The 23104-nt window shown below is 57.3% G+C and carries 22 protein-coding genes; 14 read left to right on the forward strand and 8 right to left on the reverse strand.

What is annotated here, in order from left to right; all coding sequences use genetic code 11:
* Nucleotides 1-36 precede the first annotated feature (36 nt).
* The 10 genes from V8J85_RS18585 (at nt 37) to V8J85_RS18630 (ending at nt 9148) form a co-directional block, all read left to right on the forward strand.
* Complete coding sequence (locus V8J85_RS18585) at nt 37-828, forward strand: TRAP transporter small permease subunit (RefSeq protein ID WP_339955277.1); 792 nt, start codon at nt 37-39, stop codon at nt 826-828.
* A complete protein-coding gene (locus V8J85_RS18590) occupies nt 828-2273 on the forward strand; it encodes a TRAP transporter large permease (protein ID WP_339955278.1) in 1446 nt (481 codons plus the stop codon). Before V8J85_RS18585 ends, V8J85_RS18590 begins: the two co-directional genes overlap by 1 nt.
* Before the next feature lie 77 nt (nt 2274-2350).
* Complete coding sequence (locus V8J85_RS18595; protein WP_339955279.1) at nt 2351-4351, forward strand: putative bifunctional diguanylate cyclase/phosphodiesterase; 2001 nt, start codon at nt 2351-2353, stop codon at nt 4349-4351.
* A gap of 54 nt (nt 4352-4405) precedes the next feature.
* On the forward strand, nt 4406-5017 hold the full coding sequence (locus tag V8J85_RS18600) for a ribonuclease D (RefSeq protein ID WP_339955280.1): 612 nt from the start codon (nt 4406-4408) through the stop codon (nt 5015-5017).
* Complete coding sequence (locus tag V8J85_RS18605) at nt 5017-5982, forward strand: KpsF/GutQ family sugar-phosphate isomerase (RefSeq protein WP_339955281.1); 966 nt, start codon at nt 5017-5019, stop codon at nt 5980-5982. Before V8J85_RS18600 ends, V8J85_RS18605 begins: the two co-directional genes overlap by 1 nt.
* Before the next feature lie 2 nt (nt 5983-5984).
* Nucleotides 5985-6584 (forward strand): hypothetical protein, encoded by a 600-nt coding sequence (locus tag V8J85_RS18610; RefSeq protein ID WP_339955282.1) that lies wholly within the window; start codon nt 5985-5987, stop codon nt 6582-6584.
* Between the two features lie 76 nt (nt 6585-6660).
* Entirely contained in the window at nt 6661-7095 is a 435-nt protein-coding gene (lptA, locus tag V8J85_RS18615) for a lipopolysaccharide transport periplasmic protein LptA (protein WP_339955323.1), read from the forward strand.
* A complete protein-coding gene (gene lptB / locus V8J85_RS18620) occupies nt 7095-7856 on the forward strand; it encodes an LPS export ABC transporter ATP-binding protein (RefSeq protein ID WP_339955283.1) in 762 nt (253 codons plus the stop codon). The genes lptA and lptB overlap by 1 nt, the downstream gene beginning before the upstream one ends.
* Before the next feature lie 222 nt (nt 7857-8078).
* Nucleotides 8079-8654 (forward strand): ribosome hibernation-promoting factor, HPF/YfiA family, encoded by a 576-nt coding sequence (hpf, locus tag V8J85_RS18625; protein ID WP_339955284.1) that lies wholly within the window; start codon nt 8079-8081, stop codon nt 8652-8654.
* Nucleotides 8655-8683: 29 nt separating this feature from the next.
* The gene (locus V8J85_RS18630) at nt 8684-9148 is read left to right on the forward strand and encodes a PTS sugar transporter subunit IIA (protein ID WP_339955285.1); all 465 of its coding nucleotides are present in this window, start codon (nt 8684-8686) and stop codon (nt 9146-9148) included.
* Here V8J85_RS18630 and V8J85_RS18635 read toward each other — a convergent pair.
* The 7 genes from V8J85_RS18635 to cysQ all read right to left on the reverse strand — a co-directional run bounded on the left by V8J85_RS18635 (nt 9145) and on the right by cysQ (nt 17000).
* On the reverse strand, nt 9145-10578 hold the full coding sequence (locus tag V8J85_RS18635; protein WP_339955286.1) for a nodulation protein NodH: 1434 nt from the start codon (nt 10576-10578) through the stop codon (nt 9145-9147). The genes V8J85_RS18630 and V8J85_RS18635 overlap by 4 nt on opposite strands.
* 2 nt (nt 10579-10580) lie before the next feature.
* A complete protein-coding gene (locus V8J85_RS18640; protein WP_339955287.1) occupies nt 10581-12278 on the reverse strand; it encodes a DUF5927 domain-containing protein in 1698 nt (565 codons plus the stop codon).
* Nucleotides 12275-13285, reverse strand: a complete 1011-nt coding sequence (locus tag V8J85_RS18645) for a glycosyltransferase family 2 protein (RefSeq protein WP_339955288.1) — start codon at nt 13283-13285, stop codon at nt 12275-12277. The genes V8J85_RS18640 and V8J85_RS18645 overlap by 4 nt, the downstream gene beginning before the upstream one ends.
* 40 nt (nt 13286-13325) lie before the next feature.
* Nucleotides 13326-14276, reverse strand: a complete 951-nt coding sequence (locus tag V8J85_RS18650) for a glycosyltransferase family 2 protein (protein WP_339955289.1) — start codon at nt 14274-14276, stop codon at nt 13326-13328.
* Between the two features lie 101 nt (nt 14277-14377).
* Nucleotides 14378-15271, reverse strand: a complete 894-nt coding sequence (locus V8J85_RS18655; protein WP_339955290.1) for a UTP--glucose-1-phosphate uridylyltransferase — start codon at nt 15269-15271, stop codon at nt 14378-14380.
* Between the two features lie 146 nt (nt 15272-15417).
* Nucleotides 15418-16218: a 3-deoxy-manno-octulosonate cytidylyltransferase gene (kdsB, locus tag V8J85_RS18660; protein WP_339955291.1), complete on the reverse strand. Its 801-nt coding sequence runs from the start codon at nt 16216-16218 to the stop codon at nt 15418-15420.
* Nucleotides 16218-17000: a 3'(2'),5'-bisphosphate nucleotidase CysQ gene (gene cysQ, locus V8J85_RS18665; protein WP_339955292.1), complete on the reverse strand. Its 783-nt coding sequence runs from the start codon at nt 16998-17000 to the stop codon at nt 16218-16220. The genes kdsB and cysQ overlap by 1 nt, the downstream gene beginning before the upstream one ends.
* Before the next feature lie 108 nt (nt 17001-17108).
* Between cysQ and V8J85_RS18670 the strand changes: the two genes are divergently transcribed.
* The 4 genes from V8J85_RS18670 (at nt 17109) to radC (ending at nt 22044) form a co-directional block, all read left to right on the forward strand.
* On the forward strand, nt 17109-17930 hold the full coding sequence (locus V8J85_RS18670) for an ABC transporter permease (RefSeq protein ID WP_339955324.1): 822 nt from the start codon (nt 17109-17111) through the stop codon (nt 17928-17930).
* Between the two features lie 192 nt (nt 17931-18122).
* Entirely contained in the window at nt 18123-20033 is a 1911-nt protein-coding gene (dnaK, locus tag V8J85_RS18675) for a molecular chaperone DnaK (protein WP_339955293.1), read from the forward strand.
* A 74-nt stretch (nt 20034-20107) separates the two neighbouring features.
* A complete protein-coding gene (gene dnaJ, locus V8J85_RS18680) occupies nt 20108-21244 on the forward strand; it encodes a molecular chaperone DnaJ (protein ID WP_339955294.1) in 1137 nt (378 codons plus the stop codon).
* 41 nt (nt 21245-21285) lie between these two features.
* Complete coding sequence (gene radC / locus V8J85_RS18685) at nt 21286-22044, forward strand: RadC family protein (RefSeq protein ID WP_339955295.1); 759 nt, start codon at nt 21286-21288, stop codon at nt 22042-22044.
* 3 nt (nt 22045-22047) lie between these two features.
* Here the strand turns inward: radC and V8J85_RS18690 are convergent, their stop codons facing one another.
* Complete coding sequence (locus V8J85_RS18690; RefSeq protein WP_339955296.1) at nt 22048-23040, reverse strand: hypothetical protein; 993 nt, start codon at nt 23038-23040, stop codon at nt 22048-22050.
* Nucleotides 23041-23104: the final 64 nt, after the last annotated feature.

The raw sequence follows: 23104 nt of genomic DNA on the forward strand, positions 1-23104 counted from the left end.
GAACGCATCCGCGTTCTTTGTCCGGGGAAGGAAAAGATGTCAGCAAGTCCACCCACCGATATCGAAGAAATCCTCGCCATCACCGACCCCGGCGAGGTCAATCGCGACTCCCACACCAAGTTGGATCGATTCGTCGTTCACTTTTCGAATGTGATTGCATGGGCCCTGCCCATCCTGATGATCGCCATCGTATCGCAAGTCTTTCTGCGGGGTGCCGGGCACAACCAGGCGTGGCTGGATGACCTGCAATGGTGGATATACGGCGCGGCGATGCTGGTGGGCATGGCCTATGCGATCACGACGAACAGCCATGTGCGCGTGGACATTATTCACCAGAATTTCGCCCCTTCAAAACAGGCGAGGATCGAGACGTTTGCGCTGGGCTGGATGCTGATGCCCTTTCTCGTGATCATGACGGACATGATGATCCCATATGCGATTTCATCCGTCGTGGCCGGCGAAGGATCGAGTAGCCCTAACGGCCTGCATCGTGTCTATTATCTGAAAATTGCCATCCCGATCATCTTTTTCGTCGCACTCATTGCCGCCTGGGCAGCCTTTCGGCGCAACCTTGATATCGCGTCGTCGGATCTGTGGTGGCGGCGATTGGTCTGGGCTTTCCCGACGATTGTGCTGATCGTTTGGCGTTTGGCGCACTATGCGGCCTATTGGTTCGTTCGCCTTACGAATGAAGAGATAAACCTCCGCCGGATCACGCGCGAGCCGGTCTTCGAATACCTCTTGCCGGCTGCTGTTGCTGTCGTCGCAATCGCGGTCATTGTCACGTGGCTGAGCCGCGCCAAAACCCAACCGGCAGGTGATCATTAATGCAAATTCTTTCCCTGCTTTCGTTCCTGAGCCTGAACGAATGGATGGTTCTCGCCATCTTCCTGTCTTTCATCTACCTGCTGTTTCGCGGAGTTCCGGTTGCCTATGCGCTTGTCGGTGTGTCCCTTGGTTTCACCCTACTGGCCGCATTTGTCCTTGACCCGTTCGAAGACGCGATCAACCAATATATCGCCTATGACGATACGCGGCTTGATTACAAACGTATCTCGGCCAATGCCGGGCGTTTCTTTGGTGGCCTGATCAACAACCCCGTTCTTGTCGCCCTGCCAATGTTCATCTTCATGGGGCTGATGCTGGATCAATCCGGCGTCGCGCAGCGCATGATGCGGTCGATGCAAGTGCTGTTCGGAGCCTTGCGTGGTGGCCTCGCCCTGTCGGTCATGCTGATCGGGATCATCCTTGCGGCATCGACGGGCGTGATCGGCGCATCGGTTGTGCTGTTAGGGGTGATGGGCCTGCCAACGATGATGGCGCAGAATTATTCGAAACCGGTCGCCACCGGGACGATCGCCGCGTCAGGTACGCTTGGCATCCTCATCCCGCCATCCATCATGCTGGTGATCATGTCCGACCAATTGGCCATATCGCTGGGCGATCTGTTCATGGGCGCGCTTTTTCCAGGGCTGTTGTTGGGTTTCCTCTACATCGCGTTCATCGTGGTATTCGGCCTGATCCGACCCTCTGCCATGCCATTGCCAGCAGACCGAGAGCCGGTGACAATAAAGATCGTGCTGGACGTCATGCTGTCGGTCCTTCCACCCTTCGGTCTGATCATGCTGGTGCTTGGGTCGATCTTTTTCGGCTTCGCCACCCCGACAGAGGCATCCGGCCTTGGCGCCTTGGGCGCGACATTGCTGGCCCTCGCCTCGGGCCGGTTGAATTTGACGGTCTTCAAGGACGTCATGCGGCAGACGCTGAACACATCCGGGTTCATTTTCGCGATTTTCGTCGCCGCGAATTTCTTCGCTTTGGTGATGCGGCGGTATGGTGGGGACGACATCATCAAAGATATGGTTTTGGGGTCGTTCCAAGACCCAAACCACGTTGTCTTGTTCATTCTCTTCATCGTCTTCCTGCTGGGTTTTCTGCTGGACTGGATCGAGATCACACTGATCATCATGCCGCTGATGTTGCCGATCATTCAGGGATTGGAACTTGCCATCGATGGCTATGGCGTGCTGGGCGACCCATCGGTCGTATGGTTCGCGATCTTGGTGGCCGTGACCCTACAGACGTCATTCCTGACCCCGCCGGTGGGGTTCGCGCTGTTCTACCTCAAGGGGGTCTGCCCGCCGGGGGTGACGATCGGGCATATCTATCGGGGTATCATCCCGTTCGTGCTACTACAGTTGCTTGGCCTCTTCATCGTTTTCGAGTTTCCCCAACTTGTAACATGGTTGCCTGCGGTGGCTTACGCCAACTAGCAACCGAAAGTTAATGTCTGTCCACCATCTTCCTGCAGAGGAATGGTGGATTCGCAGATGTATCGCGGACAGACGACATGAATTGGCGGGGTGGCAGGATCAACCCGGAAAAGCTGTGGGCGCATTATACGCTCGGGCTGTGCTTGATCATCGGTCTGCTGATCGCCGTATTCAGCGTCAATCAGATGCTGGTGACCGAAGGGGCCAAGGCGACCAAAGCCATTGAAACGGGCGAACGTTTCGCCGTACTCAGCCAGCGCATCCTTTTGCGAGCGGCGGAAAATGACGCGGATCAGGTTCTGACACTCGCGCGCAAACTCAGGGCGGATCATATCTTCGTTTTGCAGGGTGGCGTCTGGTCACCCGCGCTTGATGCGCATTATGGGGACGGTGCCGTTCCATTGGAAAAACAGGTTCGCGACTTCGTTCATTTGGCCGAACGCTTTGCCTCGGCGCGTCCCGCCATCCGTAACGCTATCCTCGGGGACTTGCGGGCGATGCACGAGGGCCATGGGTTATTTGATGCATTGGTTCAAACCGCGACGCTTCTCAAGCAGGCCTCGGCAGAGCGTATCGACGGTTTGCGTCATGCATCACGGTCGCTTTTGATTATCACCGTCATCACCATCATCGGCGAGGCGCTGTTCATCTTTTGGCCCGCACAAACCAATGTGCGCACCGCCATCGCCGAATTGCGGCGCCAGGCCGACCTGCAGCGTAGCACGCAGGCGCAGTTGCAGCGGATGAACGACAAGCTGCATCATATCGCCAGCCACGACCCGCTGACCGGCCTACCCAACCGCGCAAGGATGGTCGAGTTCATCAGGGCGCAGCTGGAAAAGGATCCACCGGTAAACATCGGTGTCGTACTTGTGGGTCTTGATGACTTCAAAGCCATCAATGAGGCGATCGGTCATGCACAAGCCGACGACCTTTTGGTTCTTGTGGCAGACGCACTGCAGAATTGCATCGACGATGACGACATTGTCGCGCGAATAGGTGGCGATGAATTTTTCATGACCTCGACCGAACAGGCAGAAGTCTTGGTCAAGCGGGTAAAGGCGTGCTTTGCCGAACCTTTTCTGCTCGATGGCCGTAAGGTCAATATCGGCGCGAGCATCGGATATCTTGATGCTTATCGCGGAAATGATGTGTCCGATGATGTTCTGGGCAACGTCGCAGTCGCACTGCAGACGGCCAAGGCCCAGGGCCGCCGTCTGACGGTGTCATTCTCGCAAGAGCTGCGGGAATCCTACGCCACCATGCAAGAGCTGCAACAAGAACTGCCGCAAGCGATCAAGTCCGGCCAGATCGAGCCATGGTTTCAACCGCAGATCAACCTTTCAGATGGATCGTTGCGCGGTGCCGAAGTGCTTGCCCGGTGGCGACATCCGAAACGTGGCCTGCTGACCCCCGACAGATTTCTGCCCGCAGCAGAACGGGCCGGCCTGACGGTCGAGATGGATCATGCGATCTGGGGCGCCGCACTTTGTTTTGCAGAGGATTGGCAGGGCGCCGGCTTTAAGGATGCGACGATTTCGCTAAACGCCGCACCCGAGACGATGTCTGACCCAAACCTGATCGAACGTTTCCTGTGCCGTATGCACAAAAGCGCGGTGTCGGTCGATCAGGTCATCATCGAAGTCCTCGAGACAACCCTGATAGAGGGCGCCGACGATATGGCCGCGATCAACATCGATAGCCTGGCGGAATGCGGCGTTGCGCTCGAACTGGATGATTTCGGTACGGGGTATGCGTCTCTCTCTCGCCTCATCCAGCTACCGCTGAGCGGGATCAAACTGGATAGATCGCTTATCGCCCCGCTGCCCGAAACCAATGCGGATAGCGTCGTCCGGGCCATCCTTGCGCTTGCCGGGGAACTGGGTTTGCAGGTCGTGGCCGAAGGGGTCGAAGAGCACGGGCAAGCCCTGCACCTCGATCGCTCGGGTTGCCTGATCGGGCAGGGCTATGGTTTTGCCCGCCCCATGCCCGCCACCGAATTCGCAACTTGGTTGAACACTTTTACCACCCATCCGATGATGCGCCAGTCAGAGCCAACCAACGCGATGCGGGCTTGAGCAAACCACGCACACCGCCTATGCCCGACAAAACACTTCTTTTAGGGTGCGCATATGGCCAACCACCTGTATCAAGACGATCTGCCCGATGATCTGACGCTGGGACCCATCGTCGCGATCGATTGCGAAACAATGGGGCTCAACCCGCATCGTGACAGGCTTTGTCTGATCCAGATGTCCGACGGGGACGGCGATTGTCATCTGGTGCAGGTCAGCCGGGATATGCAGCCCGCGCCGAATCTTTGCCGTATGCTGACCGATCCGAACGTGCTGAAATTGTTTCATTTCGGGCGGTTCGATATCGCCGCCCTGCATCATGCATTCGGACTGACAACGGCGCCGGTTTATTGCACCAAGATCGCTTCAAAGCTCGTGCGGACATATACCGACCGCCATGGTCTGAAGATCCTTCTTCAAGACATGCTGGGCGTCGATATTTCGAAACACCAGCAGCAAAGCGATTGGGGCAGCGAAACACTGACCGAAGCACAGCTGGATTATGCCGCGTCCGACGTACTTTACCTGCATCGACTGAAGGCAGCATTCGATGAACTACTGGCGCGCGAGGGGCGCAGCGATCTGGCGCAGGCTTGTTTTGACTTTCTGCCGACCCGGGCCAGGCTTGATCTGGCAGGTTGGCCCGACATCGACATTTTCGCGCATTGATGACCGAAGCGGAAAAATTCCTCTCCGCTGCACAGCGTGTGATCGCCGCCGAGGGTGCGGCGCTGACCGCGCTGGGCGAGGGTTTGGGCGACAGCTTTGGCGCGGCGGCGGCGCTGTTACTGCACGCAAAAGGGCGGGTCATCGTCTCAGGTATGGGCAAATCGGGCCACGTCGCGCGCAAGATCGCGGCCACATTTGCCAGCACCGGCACGCCCGCTCATTTCGTGCACCCGGGCGAGGCCAGTCATGGTGATCTGGGCATGATCACCGGTGCGGACGTGGTAATCGCCATCTCGAATTCAGGCGAAGTTCCGGAATTGGCCAATCTTGTCGCCTATACCCGCCGCTTTGCAATTCCACTGATCGGGATTACCAGCAAGCCGGATAGCAGTCTTGCCAGCCAGTCCGATATCCTGCTGCAACTCCCCGCGATAGGAGAAGCCTGCGGCACCGGGATCGTACCGACCAATTCGACGACGATGACCATAGCGCTCGGCGATGCCCTGGCCATCGCCCTGATGGAGCACCGGGAATTCACGCCGGAAAATTTCCGCGACTTTCATCCCGGTGGAAAACTGGGTGCGCGACTGGCCAAGGTCGGCGACCTGATGCATCGCGATGCAGCCGTACCGATCGTGTCGCAGGACCTGCCCATGGGCGAGGTCCTTCTGACGATCAGCCAAAAGGGGTTCGGCGTTGCGGCCGTGGTCGATAAAGACGGCAGCCTTGTCGGCGTGATCACGGATGGCGATCTACGTCGCCATATGGACGGATTGCTGAACATGACGGCGGGTGATGTCATGACGGCGAATCCGAAAACGATCCGGCCAGACGCGCTGGCTGAAGAAGCCGTCGCCATGATGACCGGCCGGATCACCTGCCTGTTCGTCACCGACCCACAGGCTGACAAAAAGGTTCTGGGCGTCCTGCACATCCATGATTGCCTGCGCGCCGGGGTGATCTGAAAATGGACCGTCCCGGGAATTTTCATTCCAAACTCGTAGGCTGGTCCAAAATCCTGTTACCGATGGCGGCGCTCGGGCTTTTGTCCACGCTGTTTCTGTTCTCGCGCCAATCCGCCGCCCCGCCCGAAATCCCCTTTGCAGAAATCGAGGCGATCGCGCGGGATCAGCGCATATCGGCCCCGCGTTTTTCGGGGGTCGCCGATGACGGCTCGGTCATCGCGATCGCCGCGCGGCAAGCCAAACCGGACATCACCCGACCCGATATCCTGACGATCAAAGAGATCACTGCAAGGATCGATCGCGCCGATGGCAGCAATCTCGACATCACCGCGACCAGTGGCGAGGTCGACGGCACCGAAGAAATTGCGCGTTTCATCGGCCTTGCCCGGCTGACCACATCATCCGGATACGAAATGGAAACCAACGGCCTGATCGCCGAGTTGAGAACCGGTGTAGTGACCTCCAACGGATTGCTTGAAATCCATGCGCCTTTTGGCGAATTAACCGCCGGGCAGGTCACATTTCAGGTAGCCGGCGACGATACCGGTCAGCAGATGCTTTTCAGTCAAGGTGTTCGCTTGATATACCGACCTCAGAATTGACCGCCCAAGAACAGGACCACACACCGTGTTGACATGCTTCGCCCGCCAGATCGTGATCTTGTTCTGTACCTCGACAATGCTACTCGCCCAGACGGCGGTCGATCTGGGTGGGATCACAGTCGATCAAAGTGCCGCGGTCGAGGTCTCGGCGGATAATTTGGCGGTCGACCAGGATACAGGCACAGCCGTGTTCACCGGTAACGTCGTCATCGGGCAGGGTGATCTGCGGGTCTCTGCCGCCAGTGTGGAGGTCGTCTATGCCGAGGAAAGCGGCGATATCGATCGGTTGGTCGCCAAGGGTGGCGTGACCTTCGTGACCGAGACGGAGGCGGCCGAAGCCCAGAATGCCGACTACAACCTCGCGGACGGTACTTTGACACTCATGGGTGATGTGCTGTTGACACAAGGGCCCAGCGCCATTTCAGCGGAAAAAATGGTGATCAACATCGCCGACGGTACGGCCGTGATGGAAGGACGGGTGCGGACAGTGCTGCAGCAGGGCCAGAATTGATGGCGGAGGCACCCAACCTTACCGTCCGGGATGGCGCGGCAGGCTTGCAGATTATCAACCTGCGCAAAAGCTATCGCAAACGCCCGGTGATCAGGGATGTCAGCATCGATCTGGGACGGGGTGAGGTCGTGGCCCTGCTCGGGCCGAATGGATCGGGAAAAACCACCTGTTTTTATGCCATCGCCGGTCTTGTCACGCCCGAAGGCGGGAAGGTCATCATCGACGGTTCCGACATCACGACGCTGCCGATGTATCGCCGCGCGCGGATGGGAATCGGCTACCTCCCGCAAGAGATGTCGATTTTCCGGGGGATGTCGGTCGAAGACAACATCATGTCGATCCTCGAAATCTCGGTCAGCGACCGGCACAAGCGGCGCGAACGGCTCGAGGAGCTTTTGTCGGAATTCTCGATCGAGCATCTGCGCCGCGCTTCGGCACTGGCCCTGTCGGGGGGTGAACGGCGGCGCGTCGAAATCGCGCGATGTCTGGCTGCCGGCCCAAAATATGTTCTGCTCGATGAACCTTTCGCCGGTGTCGACCCGATCGCCGTCGGCGAAATCAGGCACCTTGTGGCCGATCTCAAGAACCGCGGAATTGGCGTTCTGATCACCGATCACAACGTGCAGGAGACGCTGCAGATCGTCGATCGTGCCTACATTCTGCATGATGGCAAGGTCTTGATGAGCGGAACGACCGAAGAGGTGGTAAAAAATGAAAATGTCCGCCGCGTCTATCTGGGCGACAATTTCCGCGTGAATTAGGTTATGGTCGTTTAACCATTGGATCATTGACACCACATGTGATCTGTCGCCAAATGTGGATGATGACTGTCCCGCTTCACTTTTTCCTCATAGTGGCCGCAGAAATGCCCGGACACGAGGATAGGCACACCACCAACGGGCGTTATCGTTTTCCAATAGTATGACGATTGGCCTGCGCATGCGCTGGTCCGATCAGTCGTCAGATCAAGCAAGGGAGAAACGATGCGGTATCAAATCACCGGTAAACAGATCGACATTGGCGAAGCGTTGCAGACCCACGTAAAGACCGAGCTTGAGGACATTCTAAGGAAGTATGCCGGTCGCCCGACCGATGCGAACATCATCTTTTCCAAGTCTGCACATGAATATAACTGCGAGGCGATCGTGCATCTGTCGACCGGTCTGACCGCGCAAGCGTCGGGTAAGGCCACCGAAATCTATGCGGCTTTCGATAGCTGCGGCGAAAAGATGGACAAGCAGTTACGCCGGTATAAACGCCGCCTGAAAGACCACCATAAGGAGCGTTCACAACCAGTTGAACTTTCGGATGCCGGGTCATATATCCTCGAACCGAAGGACGAGTCGGACGACGCATCCGATAGTACGGTCAATGGGATGATCGTGGCGGAAATGGAAACCAAGATTCCATCGCTTTCCGTCGGAGAAGCGGTGATGCAGATGGAAATATCGAGCAACCCGGTTCTGGTTTTCCGGAATGAAAAACACAGTGGAATCAATGTCGTATATAGACGGGATGACGGTAACATCGGCTGGATCGACCCCCGACAGGCCGATTGATACCACAGGAAATAGTGAAAGATCATTAGATGCAACTGGCTGAAATCCTCGATGCTGGCGCGGTCAAATCGATTGCGTCTTGCACCAGCAAGAAACGTCTGTTTCATGACCTCGGGGAGCTTGCCGAAACATGCTATGGGTTGTCGGCCACAGCCGTGATCGACGCCCTGATCGAACGTGAGGGTCTGGGCCCTACGGGCGTCGGCCAGGGCGTCGCGCTGCCACATGCGCGATTGGCAAACGTCAATGACGTCAAAGGTATCTTTCTGCGTCTGGAAAGACCGCTCAATTTCGATGCGGTCGATCGGCAGCCGGTGGATCTGGTCTTTGCGCTTCTCGCGCCGCAATCGGCCGGTGTCGAACATCTCAAGGCGCTGGCGCTGGTGTCACGCACGCTGCGTGATCAGTCGATCTGCGCGAAACTGCGTGCCAACAGCGATGCCGGTACGCTGCACACGATCCTGACCGAGTTGCAATCAACGCAGGCCGCTTAGCGCCACGCCGAAAAGCCGAAGGCAAAATAATCCTTCACGTATGCAGCGTGGATCGCTTGTTCGACCCGATCATCATAGATTTCGCCCAACAGCGCGGTCTCGACATCCTCAGCCGGGACAAAAGGCGGTGGATCATCGCGACCTAGCTGTGCGCAGACAAAATCAAGATCGTCCTGCAATCGTTCTTCTCGGGCGATCAGATCGGGTAAACCGAATTGCGCAATGCCTTGCAATACCGCGAGTTGGCTCGCCCATGATGGATCGATCCGTACAGCCGTTTGGGCGGATAAATTGTGCCGGAGAAACGCCGCGAAACTCAGAAACGCCGTTTTGTGGGCATCAAGATCGTACCCTTTCAGGTTTCGCCTTTTGATCGGTTCCTTCGGGATCGGCAGTCGATGAACCTTGCGCAGGGTCTCGCGAATCTTCGGAAAAAGCTGCGGCCCATCGAAAAGGATATGCCGGCAAAACGCATGATGCGCCTTCACGACCGGATGCCGCAAAACGGCGAAACTGCGATAGCCTCGATGCGTCTCTTTCCATTTGCGCAGCGTCTTCTGGGAAAATTCTTTTTGCAGATCTTCCCGGCCTTTCCCGTCCAGCGCGGCCAGCCAGCCACCGATCTGCCCATCCAAACCTGCGCGCGACGGCAGATATAGTAGACCGGTCGAGGGCGCCGCGACATATGACGGGATCATCGGTCCACGACGCGGCTCGAAATTCGGGGTTCGGTCAAGATCGAATCTGTCGAACCCGGACAAGGCGGCCATCATATCAGCGGGATTGCTGACCTTGTCCCGCGCCGGTGCCGGGTTCTGCTTTTTCAGTTTGCGATTGAGATTATTCAAACGCTCTGCCGACCCAAGAAATGCCGCGAGACCATTGATGACCTCAATATCTGCAAGATCATCGTAAGTCAGATAAAACGCGGTCTGGCCGGTTTGCTGCAATGCATGCGACAGATGCAGCTGAAAGTCTTGCATGCGTTGAAAGTAACCTTCGAACTCGGCCGTATCGAAAGCCACGGCCTCGGTCTTGGCGTGGGTCGCGTTGGTCAGTTTCCATTGGCCGGTCGCCTGTGCGATCTTCCAGCTAATATAGCTATCGACCGGATTGCGGGTAAGGATGACCTTGGCGCAGCGCCGGTCCGGCAGACAATTCTCAAGCGCTCGGGGGTCGTGATCGTGAAAGAAGCGGAATCCCGATAGGGGATTCGCCGCTTTGATCGCATCGATCAAGGCAGCGGGATTTTCCGTTCGTGCCGCCAAAGTGACACCCAGTATGTCCTCATTCTTAGGATACCCGACAAAGCTGGGATTGAACGCCTCACCATGCACCTGCAGGTCAGGGAACTGGTTCAGATTGGCCTCGAGCAGGTTGGAGCCTGTTCGCATCTCTGCAAAAACGACGAAATAGTCGAACATTGGCATTTTCAGCGCACCAGATAGGGTTTCGGTGGTCTTTGCTTGGCCACCAAGGCTTCCGGATTGATCGGAAAGTCACCGGTCAAAAACGGATGCATCCCCTGATTGCGCAAGTCTTGCAGGAAGCTCCCGAAACCGGTCAGGTCGACGATCTGCGGTACTTGCGTCAAACCCGCGTGGGGTTGTTCGCTCATCTCATCGACGATGGTTTGCAACGTCTCCATCGGACTGCGCATGAAATCAGCCAGAGTCAGAATGCGAATACGCGCCTTGGCGAAAGGAGAGCGCAATATTTTCATATGTTTATGTTCGATCTGCTGCAGCCGGGCCGCCTCTCGGCGCACGTCCGAGAATTCCGCACGTTTGTGAAATAGTGAGATCATCCAAGCACCTGAAACGACCGAAATCCGGGCGTTCGTGTCTTTGGCCACCACCCAATTCAGGCTTTGCGTGTCATGAGGGCCAAACTGAAATGCCTGGTGCGTCCCGCGCGTGTTCCAGATCAGGTTGCTTAGGAACATCCGTGGATTGTAGTCACGGAGAATGGCGTCGTGGCTCAAACCACCGATATAGATGTCACCGCCATCCGCGAAATGCGCCCGGTCGGGGCCATAAAGATGGCCATGCACCTCGGCACCGGTCGTGTCGCCCAACCAGTTTTCGAAATCGTCGAAAATCTCCGCAAAGCCTTGGAGCATGGAATATGGCTGCGCGGTAAAGCTGCTGACGCGGTCGATGGTTGGAAATCGGCTTTGCATATACAGCCCCGTCCTGCCACGGGTTCGCCGTTCGACCGCGCTCGCAAAAACCCGGTCGATTGAGCTGGGATTGGGATCGGGCAGATCCTCACCCGCGGCGTGGGTTTGCGGAAAAACCCGGTAAAGCGCATCTGCCCGATGCCAGATTTTCCGCGCAACGAAACAGCCCGAACGTCGCAGCATTTCTTCATGATCATTATAGAAAATGTGTGGCTTGCCCTGATAGTCGAATTTCGAAAGGGTCAGCGAACGACTTTCGATCTTGGTGGAATGCAATCGCGCCAGCGATTGGAAATAGCTTTCATCAGGGATCCAGACCTTGCGAAAATAGCGGTCATAGATCGGTCGCCGCGGATCATCCTGAATGGCGCTCAGCGTCTTACGGGTCAGGCACCACCATTGTGACCCCATATGTGGGATCAAGCCATGCGGGACGTTTCGACGGAAACCCACGAGTTGCTGCAGCTTGACGTAGGCGTCGAACGCCCGCCTCTGCCTGCGCCACGAAAAGGGAAAGCGCAGAGTAAACCGTTCCTTGTCCAACCCGCCGACGGTCCACGGCACATCCGATGTGGTCGAGCTTTCGATGAAGTCCGTCTCGGGCCGCGCCTCCAGATATTGGCAAAGTTCGGATACCGGGCGAAGTGGCAGACACGACCCGGACGCAAGATAGACATGGCGGACGGCGGGGTATGCTTGCAAAAGCTGCCGCGCCGCATCCTGTGTTGCGGCGATCAACGCCCAGCTGCCCCAATCACACTTATGGCGTTTTGAAAATTGCACGTTTTCAAGCGGATATAGATCATCGACCAGCGCCTGAAAGTCCCGTTCTTTGACCTTCCGATCGACATGGATGACGACGGGGCAACCGCCATCGACCCAATGTCGCACTGCTTCGGCGGTGCGGTGCAACGCCGTGTGGGCAAGGATGATGACTCCGACGCTCACGCCCAATTCCCGCGCGAGATCAGGCCGAATCCTTCCAACTGTCGCCAGTTCAGATATTGCGCACTCCATTTCGTCCAAAGATCACGCTCGTTTGCAGCACCATCGGCGTAACGCTCGTATTCATGGCCAGCGCGGTAATGTTCACCACGCGCCGCCTCTTCCGCCACGCGTTCACCGAACGTGTTCATCAGCTTGGCATGCAAAAGCGCGCCTGACGTTTTTTCCCCCCCTTGCTGATCGTACACCAGATTAAGGCCACGTGGCAGGATCATATGGGTCGAACTGACATAGGTGTATCGTCTATTCCATTTAACGAACGGCACCTTGTTCAGGGCTGGCGCCTTCTCGGGCTGGTCGGCAAAGAACATGCGTGCCCGGGGCCCGCCCTGGATCCACAAATTGCGCATGCGTTTGTTGAGGCTAATGGTGTAGTTGCCGGTGTCGAACCAGTTGGCGATTGTCAGCGGGTCCATTCCCCGTTCATAGACAGCCGCGTTAACCGGTCCTTCGGGATACATATCCAGTATGAGCGCACCGAACGATCGGATGTCCGATGCGTCCAGCCAATCCCCCAATGCTGCCAAGGGCCGCGTGTCGCAGAACGGGTAGACAAAGAATTCGTCGACATCGACGGTCAGCGTCCAATGCCCATGCGCATAGCGCATCTGCAACCAGGTCAGCCAATCCATGCCATATCGCGCCCGCCCGTATCCCGCGTCGGTCCGCCAGATCGATACATCGTCCTGCGCCGCGGCATAGGCCCTGCCATCGTCAGAGCTACCGTTATCGACCATGAAAAAGTGGTTCACACCCAGCTTGCGATAATAGTCGAAAAAGTATGGCAGACGAACGTCTTCGTTCCGAAATGTGCAGAACAGCAAGATATCATCAGGCCGGATTGCTTTGGTCCGGTTCCGCACGACGGACAATTCCCGCCGCTTGCGAAACGCCCGCCATCTCCACCGCTTTCGCTCGAGCCGCAAAAGATATGAACCAAAGATACTCAAGCGGGCCGTCCCGATCCCATCACTGATTCTCGGCAGCCTATCAGACCCAGCTTTCCGATGACATAAGACCCAAATCCACAAGTTGCCGCCAGCCAGCGTAACGATGCGATGGTGAATGCCAAAGCGTGGGGCCGCGCGCCAGCTTTTCATGATAGGTCCGATATAGCGCGGTGTTTTCAAAGTGTTGCTTGCGCTGCAACTCTTCTTTCGATTTCGCGACAATGGTGGGCAGGAATTTCGTATGCAGCAGCGCCCCTGTCATCATCGGCGTGTCCGTCATGCCAAAGACATCATGCAGGCGCCGCGGCAACAACTGATGCGTCGAACTGACATATACGTAACGACGGTGCCACTTGACCAAAGGCGTCTTGTTCAGTGTCGGCGCGCGCGCCGGTTCTTCGGCGAAAAATACACGATCCCGTACACCCCCCTGTATCCACAGATTATCGTAAACTGGGTGCCATTGGCGGCGATAGTTATCAGCATCGAAATGGGTCAGCGTCTCCAGCGGGTCATCGCCCGCTGCATAAACCGCATCACCGATAGGCCCACGCGGATAAAGCTCGACCATCATCGCCCCGAACGATGCCCGATCCCTTTGATCAAGCCACCCCGTCAAAGCGCGCAAGTCTTGACTGTCATGCTCTGGATAGACCAGCAACTCATCCGCATCGACGGTCAGACACCAATGGCCATGCCCAAACCTGGCCTGCAGCCAACCCAACCAGTCCATCCCGAACCGGGCAAGCCGGTACGAATCGTCCGCGTGCCACAACGAAGCGTCGGGCTGATCCACCAGAAGATCGGATGTCACGTCATCGCTACCATTATCGACGAACAGAAAGTGATCGACGCCAAGCGCGCGATAATGATCCAAAAAATGCGGCAGCCGCGCCGCCTCGTTCCGAACACAGCAAAATGCCAGAATCGCACCCGGCGCGATGTCATCGGTCCGATCTGATACGACCTGCAACTGTCGCCGCCTGCGCATATTGCGAAACAAAAGTCGACGACGCTTCCAGCGCAACTGATACGACAGTCTGAGCTCCGATATCAGGCTGCGCCGCCGTCTGGCTTGGCTAGCGTACAAGTCTATTGCGCGGCTTTGTCGACGGCCATCATATCCGACAGATAGGCATACAGATCATCGCGCAGATCATCGCGAGCCATGGCGAACGCCACTGTCGCCTGCAGGAAACCCGCTTTCGATCCGCAATCGAAGCGCTGTCCCTCGAACCGAAAACCGAACACGTTGCGGTCCTGGCTGATCTCGGCGGCGATGGCGTCGGTCAACTGTACCTCACCGCCCGCACCCTTGGTGATATGTGCAAAGTTGGCCATCACATGCGGCGTCAGGATATAACGTCCGATGACCGCCAGATTAGACGGGGCTTTGCCCTGCGCCGGTTTCTCGACCATGCCATTGATGCTGAACACCGACTTATCGTCGGCCTTCACATCCAAAATACCATAAGACGATGTCTTTTCCGGCGCGACCTCCATCGCGGCGACCATGGCCCCACCTGTGTCCTCATAAGCCTCGACCATCTGCTGCAAGCAGGGTTTGTCAGCAGCGATCACGTCGTCGGGCAGGATCACGGCAAAAGGTTCGTTGCCGATCAGCTTGCTTGCACAGGATACCGCGTGTCCAAGGCCCAACGGTTTGTGTTGCCGGATGTAAGCGATCGCACCGCTATCCATATTCGTCGTGCGCAGGATATCCAGCAATTCCGTCTTGCCAGAGGCGGCAAGCGCCGACTCCAGATCCGGCGCCAAATCGAAATAATCCTCAAGCGCGGTCTTGCCGCGCGACGTGACAAAGATGAAATCCTCAATTCCCGCCGCCCGTGCCTCATCAATCGCGTATTGGATCAGTGGACGGTCGACCAGCGTCATGATTTCCTTGGGAACGGATTTGGTCGCAGGTAGAAACCGGGTTCCAAGACCCGCGACAGGAAAAATGGCTTTTGTAACTTTTCTCTTCATATTCAATCTCTCTTCGTCCGATACGGGCGGCGCGCGCCGTCGGATAGGTTCAAAATGTGTCTGACAATCTATGCCAACAGTAGCTTGAACACAGAGTCATTTCTTCGACGGCGGGATAAAGCCTCGGCAAAAAAGGCGCAAGGCGATCAGGCGATCCCCGCAGACAGCAACATCGCCTCGATCTTTTCTACATCTTCGGGATTGTTCAACTCCCAGAACTGACGCCCCTTGGCCGACACTTTAACGCACAAAACTTGCCGCCCCCGTTCGACGAACCGAAGCTGTTCCAAACCTTCCAACTGCTCCAACGGTCCCGGGGGCCATTCGCAATAGGCCCTCAGCACATCAGGACGGTAGGCATAGACACCGACATGATGGAAAACCGGTGTCTCGGCATCGTCCGCATAGTCTTGCGCCGTGAACGGAATGACCTCTTTTGAAAAATACAGCGCCGTCCGATCCGTCCCGAACACCGCGGTCGTCCCGCCGACGCGCCCTGCCTTGCGGTCCTGCAACAGCCCCCGCAGCGTCCTACCATCAGCCCGCAGAACAGGCGTCGCGATATCCGCCTTTGGTGCATCGCGCAGACCCACCACAAGGTCCTCGATGAACCAGGCCGGGGTCAGCGGCGCATCGCCCTGCAGGTTTACCACAATCTCATAATCACCATCCAAAACCTGAATGGCTTCAGCGCACCGCTCCGTTCCATTCCGACAGGTAGAGGACGTCATCACAACTTCGGCCCCGAACGCCTCTGCCGCCGACTGAATGCGCGCATCATCTGTGGCGACGACCACCCGATCGACACCACCCACGGCCATCGCCGCCTCCCACGATCGGCGGATCAGGCTTTTCCGTTCACCCGTTGCACCGGTCAATTCGACCAGCGGCTTGCCCGGATATCGGGACGAGGCATAGCGCGCCGGTATGACGATCAGCACCGACATCAGGCTTGGCGCAGCACAACGTCGGGTGAAGTGGCAATGAAAAACGGATTCTCGAAACCGGCCTTGCCGTAGCGCAGCGGCGTGTGGTCGTCGAACCGCACCACTGCACCTCCGGCCCCGGCCAAAACTGCATGGCCAGCCGCGGTATCCCATTCCATCGTGCGCCCGAGACGGGGATAAAAGTCAGCCTCCCCCGACGCGACAAGGCAGAATTTCAAAGAGGACCCAGCACTTTTCATGTCGGCTACATCATACAACGCGATATAGTCGTCCGTCTGCTGATCACGGTGCGATTTCGAAGCGACGACCCGCAAGGACGCATTGTCCGGCACAGCAACCGACAATGGCGACAAACCGTCAGCCTCTTCCACGGCCTGACCGTCCGCGTCGGTGTAAAAAATGCGTCCGCGTGCGGGGGCATAGACGATACCACGGATCGGCACGCCGTCGCGAACATAGGCGATATTCACCGTAAAATCGCCACGGCGATTGATGAATTCCTTGGTGCCATCCAGCGGATCGACGATCAGAAATGTCGACACATCCTGATCATGCGTATCGGCCTGTTCCTCGGTGACCAACGGGATACCGGGAAAGGCCGCCCTTAACCCGGCGCTGATGATCCCATCCGCAGCCTCGTCCGCGGCGGTCACAGGGCTGTCGTCGCTCTTGGCGCGGACATCGAAATCATCCCGGCCATAAATCTCCATGATCCGGTCACCGGCCTCCAGCGCAAGCCGCCGCATCACCTGCACCAGCTCATCAAAATCAGGGTCCGGCACCCGGCCACCTCATATTTATTGAAAATAAGTCCTTTTGTCCTTATGATCGGACGTCGACAGAACGACAAGACACCGCAGAATTTTCCCGATCTTTTGAAAGCGAGGACGATGTTTCAGGTCACGACACGCTCGACACGGATACGGGGCGCATTCGGGCTGGTCGAGATTATCTATCATTCGATCGTGCGTGCGGTTCGACAATCGCATCGCAACGCTATTGTCGGCCTGCTTTTGAACATGGTGCAGGCCATGACCTTGGTGATCGCCTTCCTGATCATGTTCCGCCTTTTGGGGATCAAGGGCACACCTCTGCGGGGCGATTTCCTTCTGTTTCTTATGTCCGGCGTTTTCCTGTTCATGACCCATATCAAAGCGGTAAGCGCCGTGATGGGGGCCGAAGGGGCGGCATCGCCGATGATGCAGCACGCACCGATGAACACATTCATCTCGATCAGTGCGGCGGCGCTTTCCAGCCTCTACATCCAGATATTGTCGCTGTTTATCGTGCTGACCGTTTATCATATCGCGTACCAGCCGATCTCAATCGATTTCCCGATTCCAGCGCTTGGGATGTTCATCCTTGCATGGTTCGCCGGGGTGGCTATTGGATTGGTCTTTCTTGCGCTTAGGCCGTGGGCACCCGATTTCGTGAGCCTCGCATCGACGATCTACCGCAGGGTCAACATGATCGCTTCGGGCAAGATGTTCGTTGCGAACGCATTGCCTGCATCGAAACTGGCTTTGTTCGATTGGAACCCGCTGTTCCACATCATCGACCAATGTCGTGGTTATGTGTTCCTGCACTACAACCCGCACTTCACGTCTTGGGGCTATGCGCTGAACGTTTCGATTGTCCTGATCGTCATCGGCATGATGGGCGAGTTTTATACAAGACGCCATGTTTCACCCAGCTGGACCGCGGGTCGATAGGCCGATCTGCGGAACGACTCGGCTTTTCCTTATTTTCCTGCCAAACCGGCGGTTGCAGGCCCGATATCGCATCCCTATATACGCCAAGATCGTAAGACGGCGCCCCCGGCGTCGCTTTCGTTGATGCAACAGGCGCGAGTGCCGAAACGGGTTCGCGCCACTCAAACCGCCTGAGAAGAGGGATTTGAAAACATGAGCAAAGTAATCGGTATCGACCTGGGAACCACCAACTCGTGCGTGGCCATCATGGACGGGTCCAAGCCCCGCGTGATCGAAAATGCCGAAGGTGCCCGCACGACCCCATCGATTGTAGCGTTCACTGATGATGAACGCCTCGTCGGCCAGCCAGCGAAACGCCAGGCCGTCACGAACCCCGAAAACACCATTTTCGCCGTCAAACGCCTGATCGGTCGTCGGTTCGACGACAAGGACCTGGCGAAGGACAAAAAGAACATGCCGTTCTCCGTCATCGATGGCGGCAATGGCGACGCTTGGGTCGAAAGCAAGGGTGAGAAATACTCCCCATCGCAGATTTCCGCTTTCATCCTCGGCAAAATGAAAGAAACCGCCGAAAGCTATTTGGGTGAGGACGTCACCCAAGCCGTCATCACAGTTCCAGCCTACTTCAACGACGCCCAGCGTCAGGCGACAAAAGATGCAGGCAAAATCGCCGGCCTCGAAGTGCTGCGGATCATCAACGAACCGACCGCTGCTGCGCTGGCCTACGGTCTGGACAAAAAAGACAGCAAGACGATCGCTGTCTATGACCTTGGCGGTGGTACGTTCGATGTCACCATTCTGGAAATCGACGACGGGTTGTTCGAAGTGAAATCCACCAACGGGGATACCTTCCTGGGTGGTGAAGACTTTGACATGCGCATCGTCAATTACTTGGCTGATGAGTTCAAGAAAGAGCATTCGGTCGACCTGACGCAGGACAAGATGGCCCTGCAGCGTCTGAAAGAAGCTGCCGAAAAGGCCAAGATCGAGCTTTCCTCGTCTTCCAGCACCGAAATCAACCAGCCGTTCATCTCGATGGGTGCAAACGGCCAGCCGCTGCACATGGTTATGAAACTGACCCGTGCCAAGCTGGAAAGTCTTGTTGGCGACCTGATCAAAAACTCGATCAAGCCATGTAAAGAGGCGATTAAGGACGCAGGCCTGTCGGTCAGCGACATTGATGAGGTCGTGCTGGTCGGTGGTATGACCCGCATGCCGAAGGTGAAGGAAGAAGTCGCCAAATTCTTCGGGAAAGAGGCGCATCAGGGCGTGAACCCCGACGAAGTGGTTGCCATGGGCGCCGCCATTCAGGCCGGCGTTCTGCAGGGTGACGTCAAAGACGTTGTCCTGCTCGACGTGACCCCGCTGTCGCTGGGTATCGAAACGCTTGGCGGTGTGTTCACCCGCTTGATCGACCGCAACACGACGATCCCGACGAAAAAGTCGCAGGTCTTCTCAACCGCCGAAGACAACCAGAACGCCGTGACACTGCGCGTGTTCCAGGGTGAGCGTGAGATGGCAGCCGACAACAAGATGTTGGGCCAATTCAACCTGGAGGACATCCCGCCAGCCCCACGCGGCATGCCGCAGATCGAGGTGACCTTCGACATTGATGCCAACGGCATCGTGGAAGTCGGTGCCAAGGACAAAGGCACTGGCAAAGAGCAAAAGATCACGATTCAGGCCTCTGGCGGTCTGTCGGATGACGATATCGAAGCGATGGTCAAGGACGCCGAAGCAAATGCCGAGGCCGACAAGGAACGCCGCGAACTCGTCGATGCCAAAAACCAGGCGGAAAGCCTTATCCACTCGACCGAAAAGTCGATGGAAGAGCATTCCGACAAGGTGGATCCAACCACAATCGAAGCCATTGAACTGGCCATCGCCGCGCTGAAGGATGATCTGGAAGCCGACGATGCCAAGGCCGACAAGATCAAATCCGGTATCCAGAACGTGACCGAAGCGGCCATGAAATTGGGCGAGGCGATCTACAAGGCGCAGCAAGAGGAAGAAGGCGAAGCCGAGCCCGAAGCATCTGCCGCTGACGATGACATCCTCGACGCCGATTTCGAAGATCTGGGCGACGAAAAGCGCGACAACTAAGGCCTCGCGCCGCGGAAAGCTGACCGGCCCGGCGCAAGGGCCGGTCTTTTCCGTTCCCAAAGGGGAAAAGTATCATGGCAAAACGTGACTATTATGATGTGCTTGGTGTCGCCAAAGGTGCTGACGCAGCCGCGATCAAAAAGGCCTATCGCCAAAAAGCGAAAGAGCTTCATCCGGATCGCAATTCTGACAACCCGAACGCCGAGGCACAGTTCAAAGAGGCCAACGAAGCCTACGAGGTTCTGAAAGACGCCGACAAAAAGGCGGCTTATGACCGCTATGGCCATGCGGCCTTTGAAAATGGCATGGGCGGCGGCGGACCACGCGGCGGCACGGGTGATTTCGGCAGCGCGTTCTCGGATGTTTTCGACGACCTTTTTGGCGATTTCATGGGTGGCCGCGGCGGCGCACGCCGGGGCGGCGCGCAGCGCGGCAACGACCTGCGCTATAACCTGCGGATCAACCTCGAAGATGCTTTCGTAGGCATGCAAAAGACGATCAATGTGCCGACGGCAGTAGGCTGCACCGCCTGTAACGGCACCGGGGCCGAGGGCGCATCCGAACCGCAGACCTGCCCCACCTGCAGCGGCATGGGCAAGGTCCGCGCGCAGCAGGGCTTTTTTACCGTCGAACGGACCTGTCCGACCTGCTCCGGCTTGGGTCAGATCATCAAGGACCCTTGCCGTGTCTGTAGCGGCGCGGGCCGGGTCGAAAAGGAAAAATCGCTATCGGTCAACATCCCTGCCGGGGTGGAAACCGGCACCCGGATTCGCCTTGCGGGTGAGGGCGAGGCCGGGATGCGGGGGGGGCCGACCGGTGACCTTTACATCTTTATCGAGGTCAACCAGCACAACCTGTTCGAACGCGAAAACACCAACCTCTTCTGTCGCGTGCCAGTCTCGATGGCGACAGCCGCCTTGGGGGGCGAGATCGAAGTACCGACCATCGATGGCGGACGGAGCCGGGTAAAGGTGCCCGAAGGATCGCAATCAGGTAGGCAAATGCGCCTGCGTGGGAAGGGTATGCCCGCCCTGCGCGGCGGAACGACCGGTGACATGTTCATCGAACTGGCCGTCGAAACGCCCGTCAAACTGACGGCCCGCCAACGGGAATTGCTACGCGAATTCGACGAACTCGGCGAAGAAAACAACCCGCAGGAGTCCAGCTTTTTCAAGTCAGTGAAAAGCTTTTGGGACAGCATGAAGGGCTAATCTTAACCCGCTGGTAACCCCGGGTTCGGCATGATGGGAACATGTCGCAGTTTGCCGAACCCCGCACACTCTTTTCTGACATTGATGACGTGGAACAGGTGGCACCTCTACCTACTGGCCGCGTACCGTCCTACATGCGCGACCATCGCAAACGACTCCGCGAACGCTTCCTGACGGGTGGCGCGGATGCAGTGCCCGATTACGAGCTGCTAGAACTGGTTCTGTTCCGGGCCATCCCCCGTCAAGACATCAAACCGCTTGCCCGCGTGCTGATCGATACCTTTGGCGACTTCAACGGCGTCGTCTCGGCGTCGCGACAGAAACTGGCGGCGGTGAACGGTGTCGGGGATGCCGTGGTCACCGAACTGAAAATCGTCGAGGCCGCCGCCCACCGGCTCGCAAGGGGCAAGGTCATGCGACGGCATGTCGTGTCAAGCTGGGACGCATTGATCGATTACTGTCACACCGTCATGTCACATCGCGACACGGAACAATTTCGCATCCTCTACCTCGACACCAAAAACGTCCTTATCGCGGATGAAGAACAAGCCAAGGGAACGCTTGATCATGTCCCCGTCTACCCGCGGGAAGTCGTGAAACGTGCGTTGGAACTGAACGCCGCGGCGCTGATCCTTGTCCACAATCATCCCTCAGGCGACCCCACCCCGTCGCAGGCGGACATCGACGTGACGCGACAAATCGACATGGCAGCCACAACGCTGAACATCACCCTGCATGATCACCTTATTGTCGGAAAGAATGGCGAAATCAGCTTTCGGGCGCAGGGGCTACTGGATTGATCTTCAGCCGGATGCGAGGATCAGGTTGTCGAACAACCCTTCGCGCATCACGGATTGACCGACCTGATCGCAGGGCAGCAATTCGATCTTTAGTCGCTCGGCCAAAGTTGCCTGTCCGGCATTGGTTTGCAGTCCGACCAAATCCAACTCCCTGCCGCAATTATCCGCAGTTATTGCAACACCGACCCGTAACGAAACATCGTCGGTGCGGTTGTTCGATCCGAACGGAAACGTGTAGATTTCCGTCAGATAAGGCAGATCGGCCTGTGTCGTACCCAACCGCATCATAAAACCTCGCTCCCCCTGATGGGCGCGGGTCGTGTTCTGGGTCGAAGCCGACCAAATATGCCCGGGATCGCCGAATGTCGCCCCATCCTCCAGCGCATGAAGCTGCACGTTGTGCCGCCCCCGCCAATGCAAGGCAACCCGGTCGAATCTGGTCACATCAGGGACCTTCAGCGACGTGTGCGCCTCTTCGATATTGCGATATGTCGCGACAAAGATCGCATCGACCGCCAGCGCCGGGGTTCGAACTGTCGCGGCCCCAGTGTCATCGGTGCGCAGCGAAAATGCCATATCCGCATGCCAGATCACGAAATCTGCCTCTGGGTGGCATGGCGAAGATAGCCGCAGCGTCACGATCGCAGCCAATTCCCGCGTCGCATCCAGCGTGGAACGACACTTATCCACGGGCGAACGTTGAACGAATTGCGCGCGCGGCGCACCTTGTTCGACAAGCGTTTCGTCAATCAGGATGACCGCATCATCTAGCGGGCCACCACCACGCGGCACCTGCTTTGTATCGGGGAACCCAAAAACCGCACCATCCGTCCGTGCGCGCGACATCGTCACACTGTTGACTGTGGCCGCCGTTGGTTGGTCGGCTTTGCGCACCGCCCGTGGTTCCGGCAGGTCCGTCCCCTGAACAAGAAAAAACGCGCCCAACAATATGCAGAACGCAGCGATCCCTGTGACGCCTTTCTCGATCAAGAGCATTATGGTCTCTTTGAACAAAACAATACCTGCGTTGGGTCGCGCAGAACGATGTCCGCAGCGGGAC

This window comes from Yoonia sp. 2307UL14-13, assembly GCF_037572755.1.
GTDB lineage: Bacteria > Pseudomonadota > Alphaproteobacteria > Rhodobacterales > Rhodobacteraceae > Yoonia.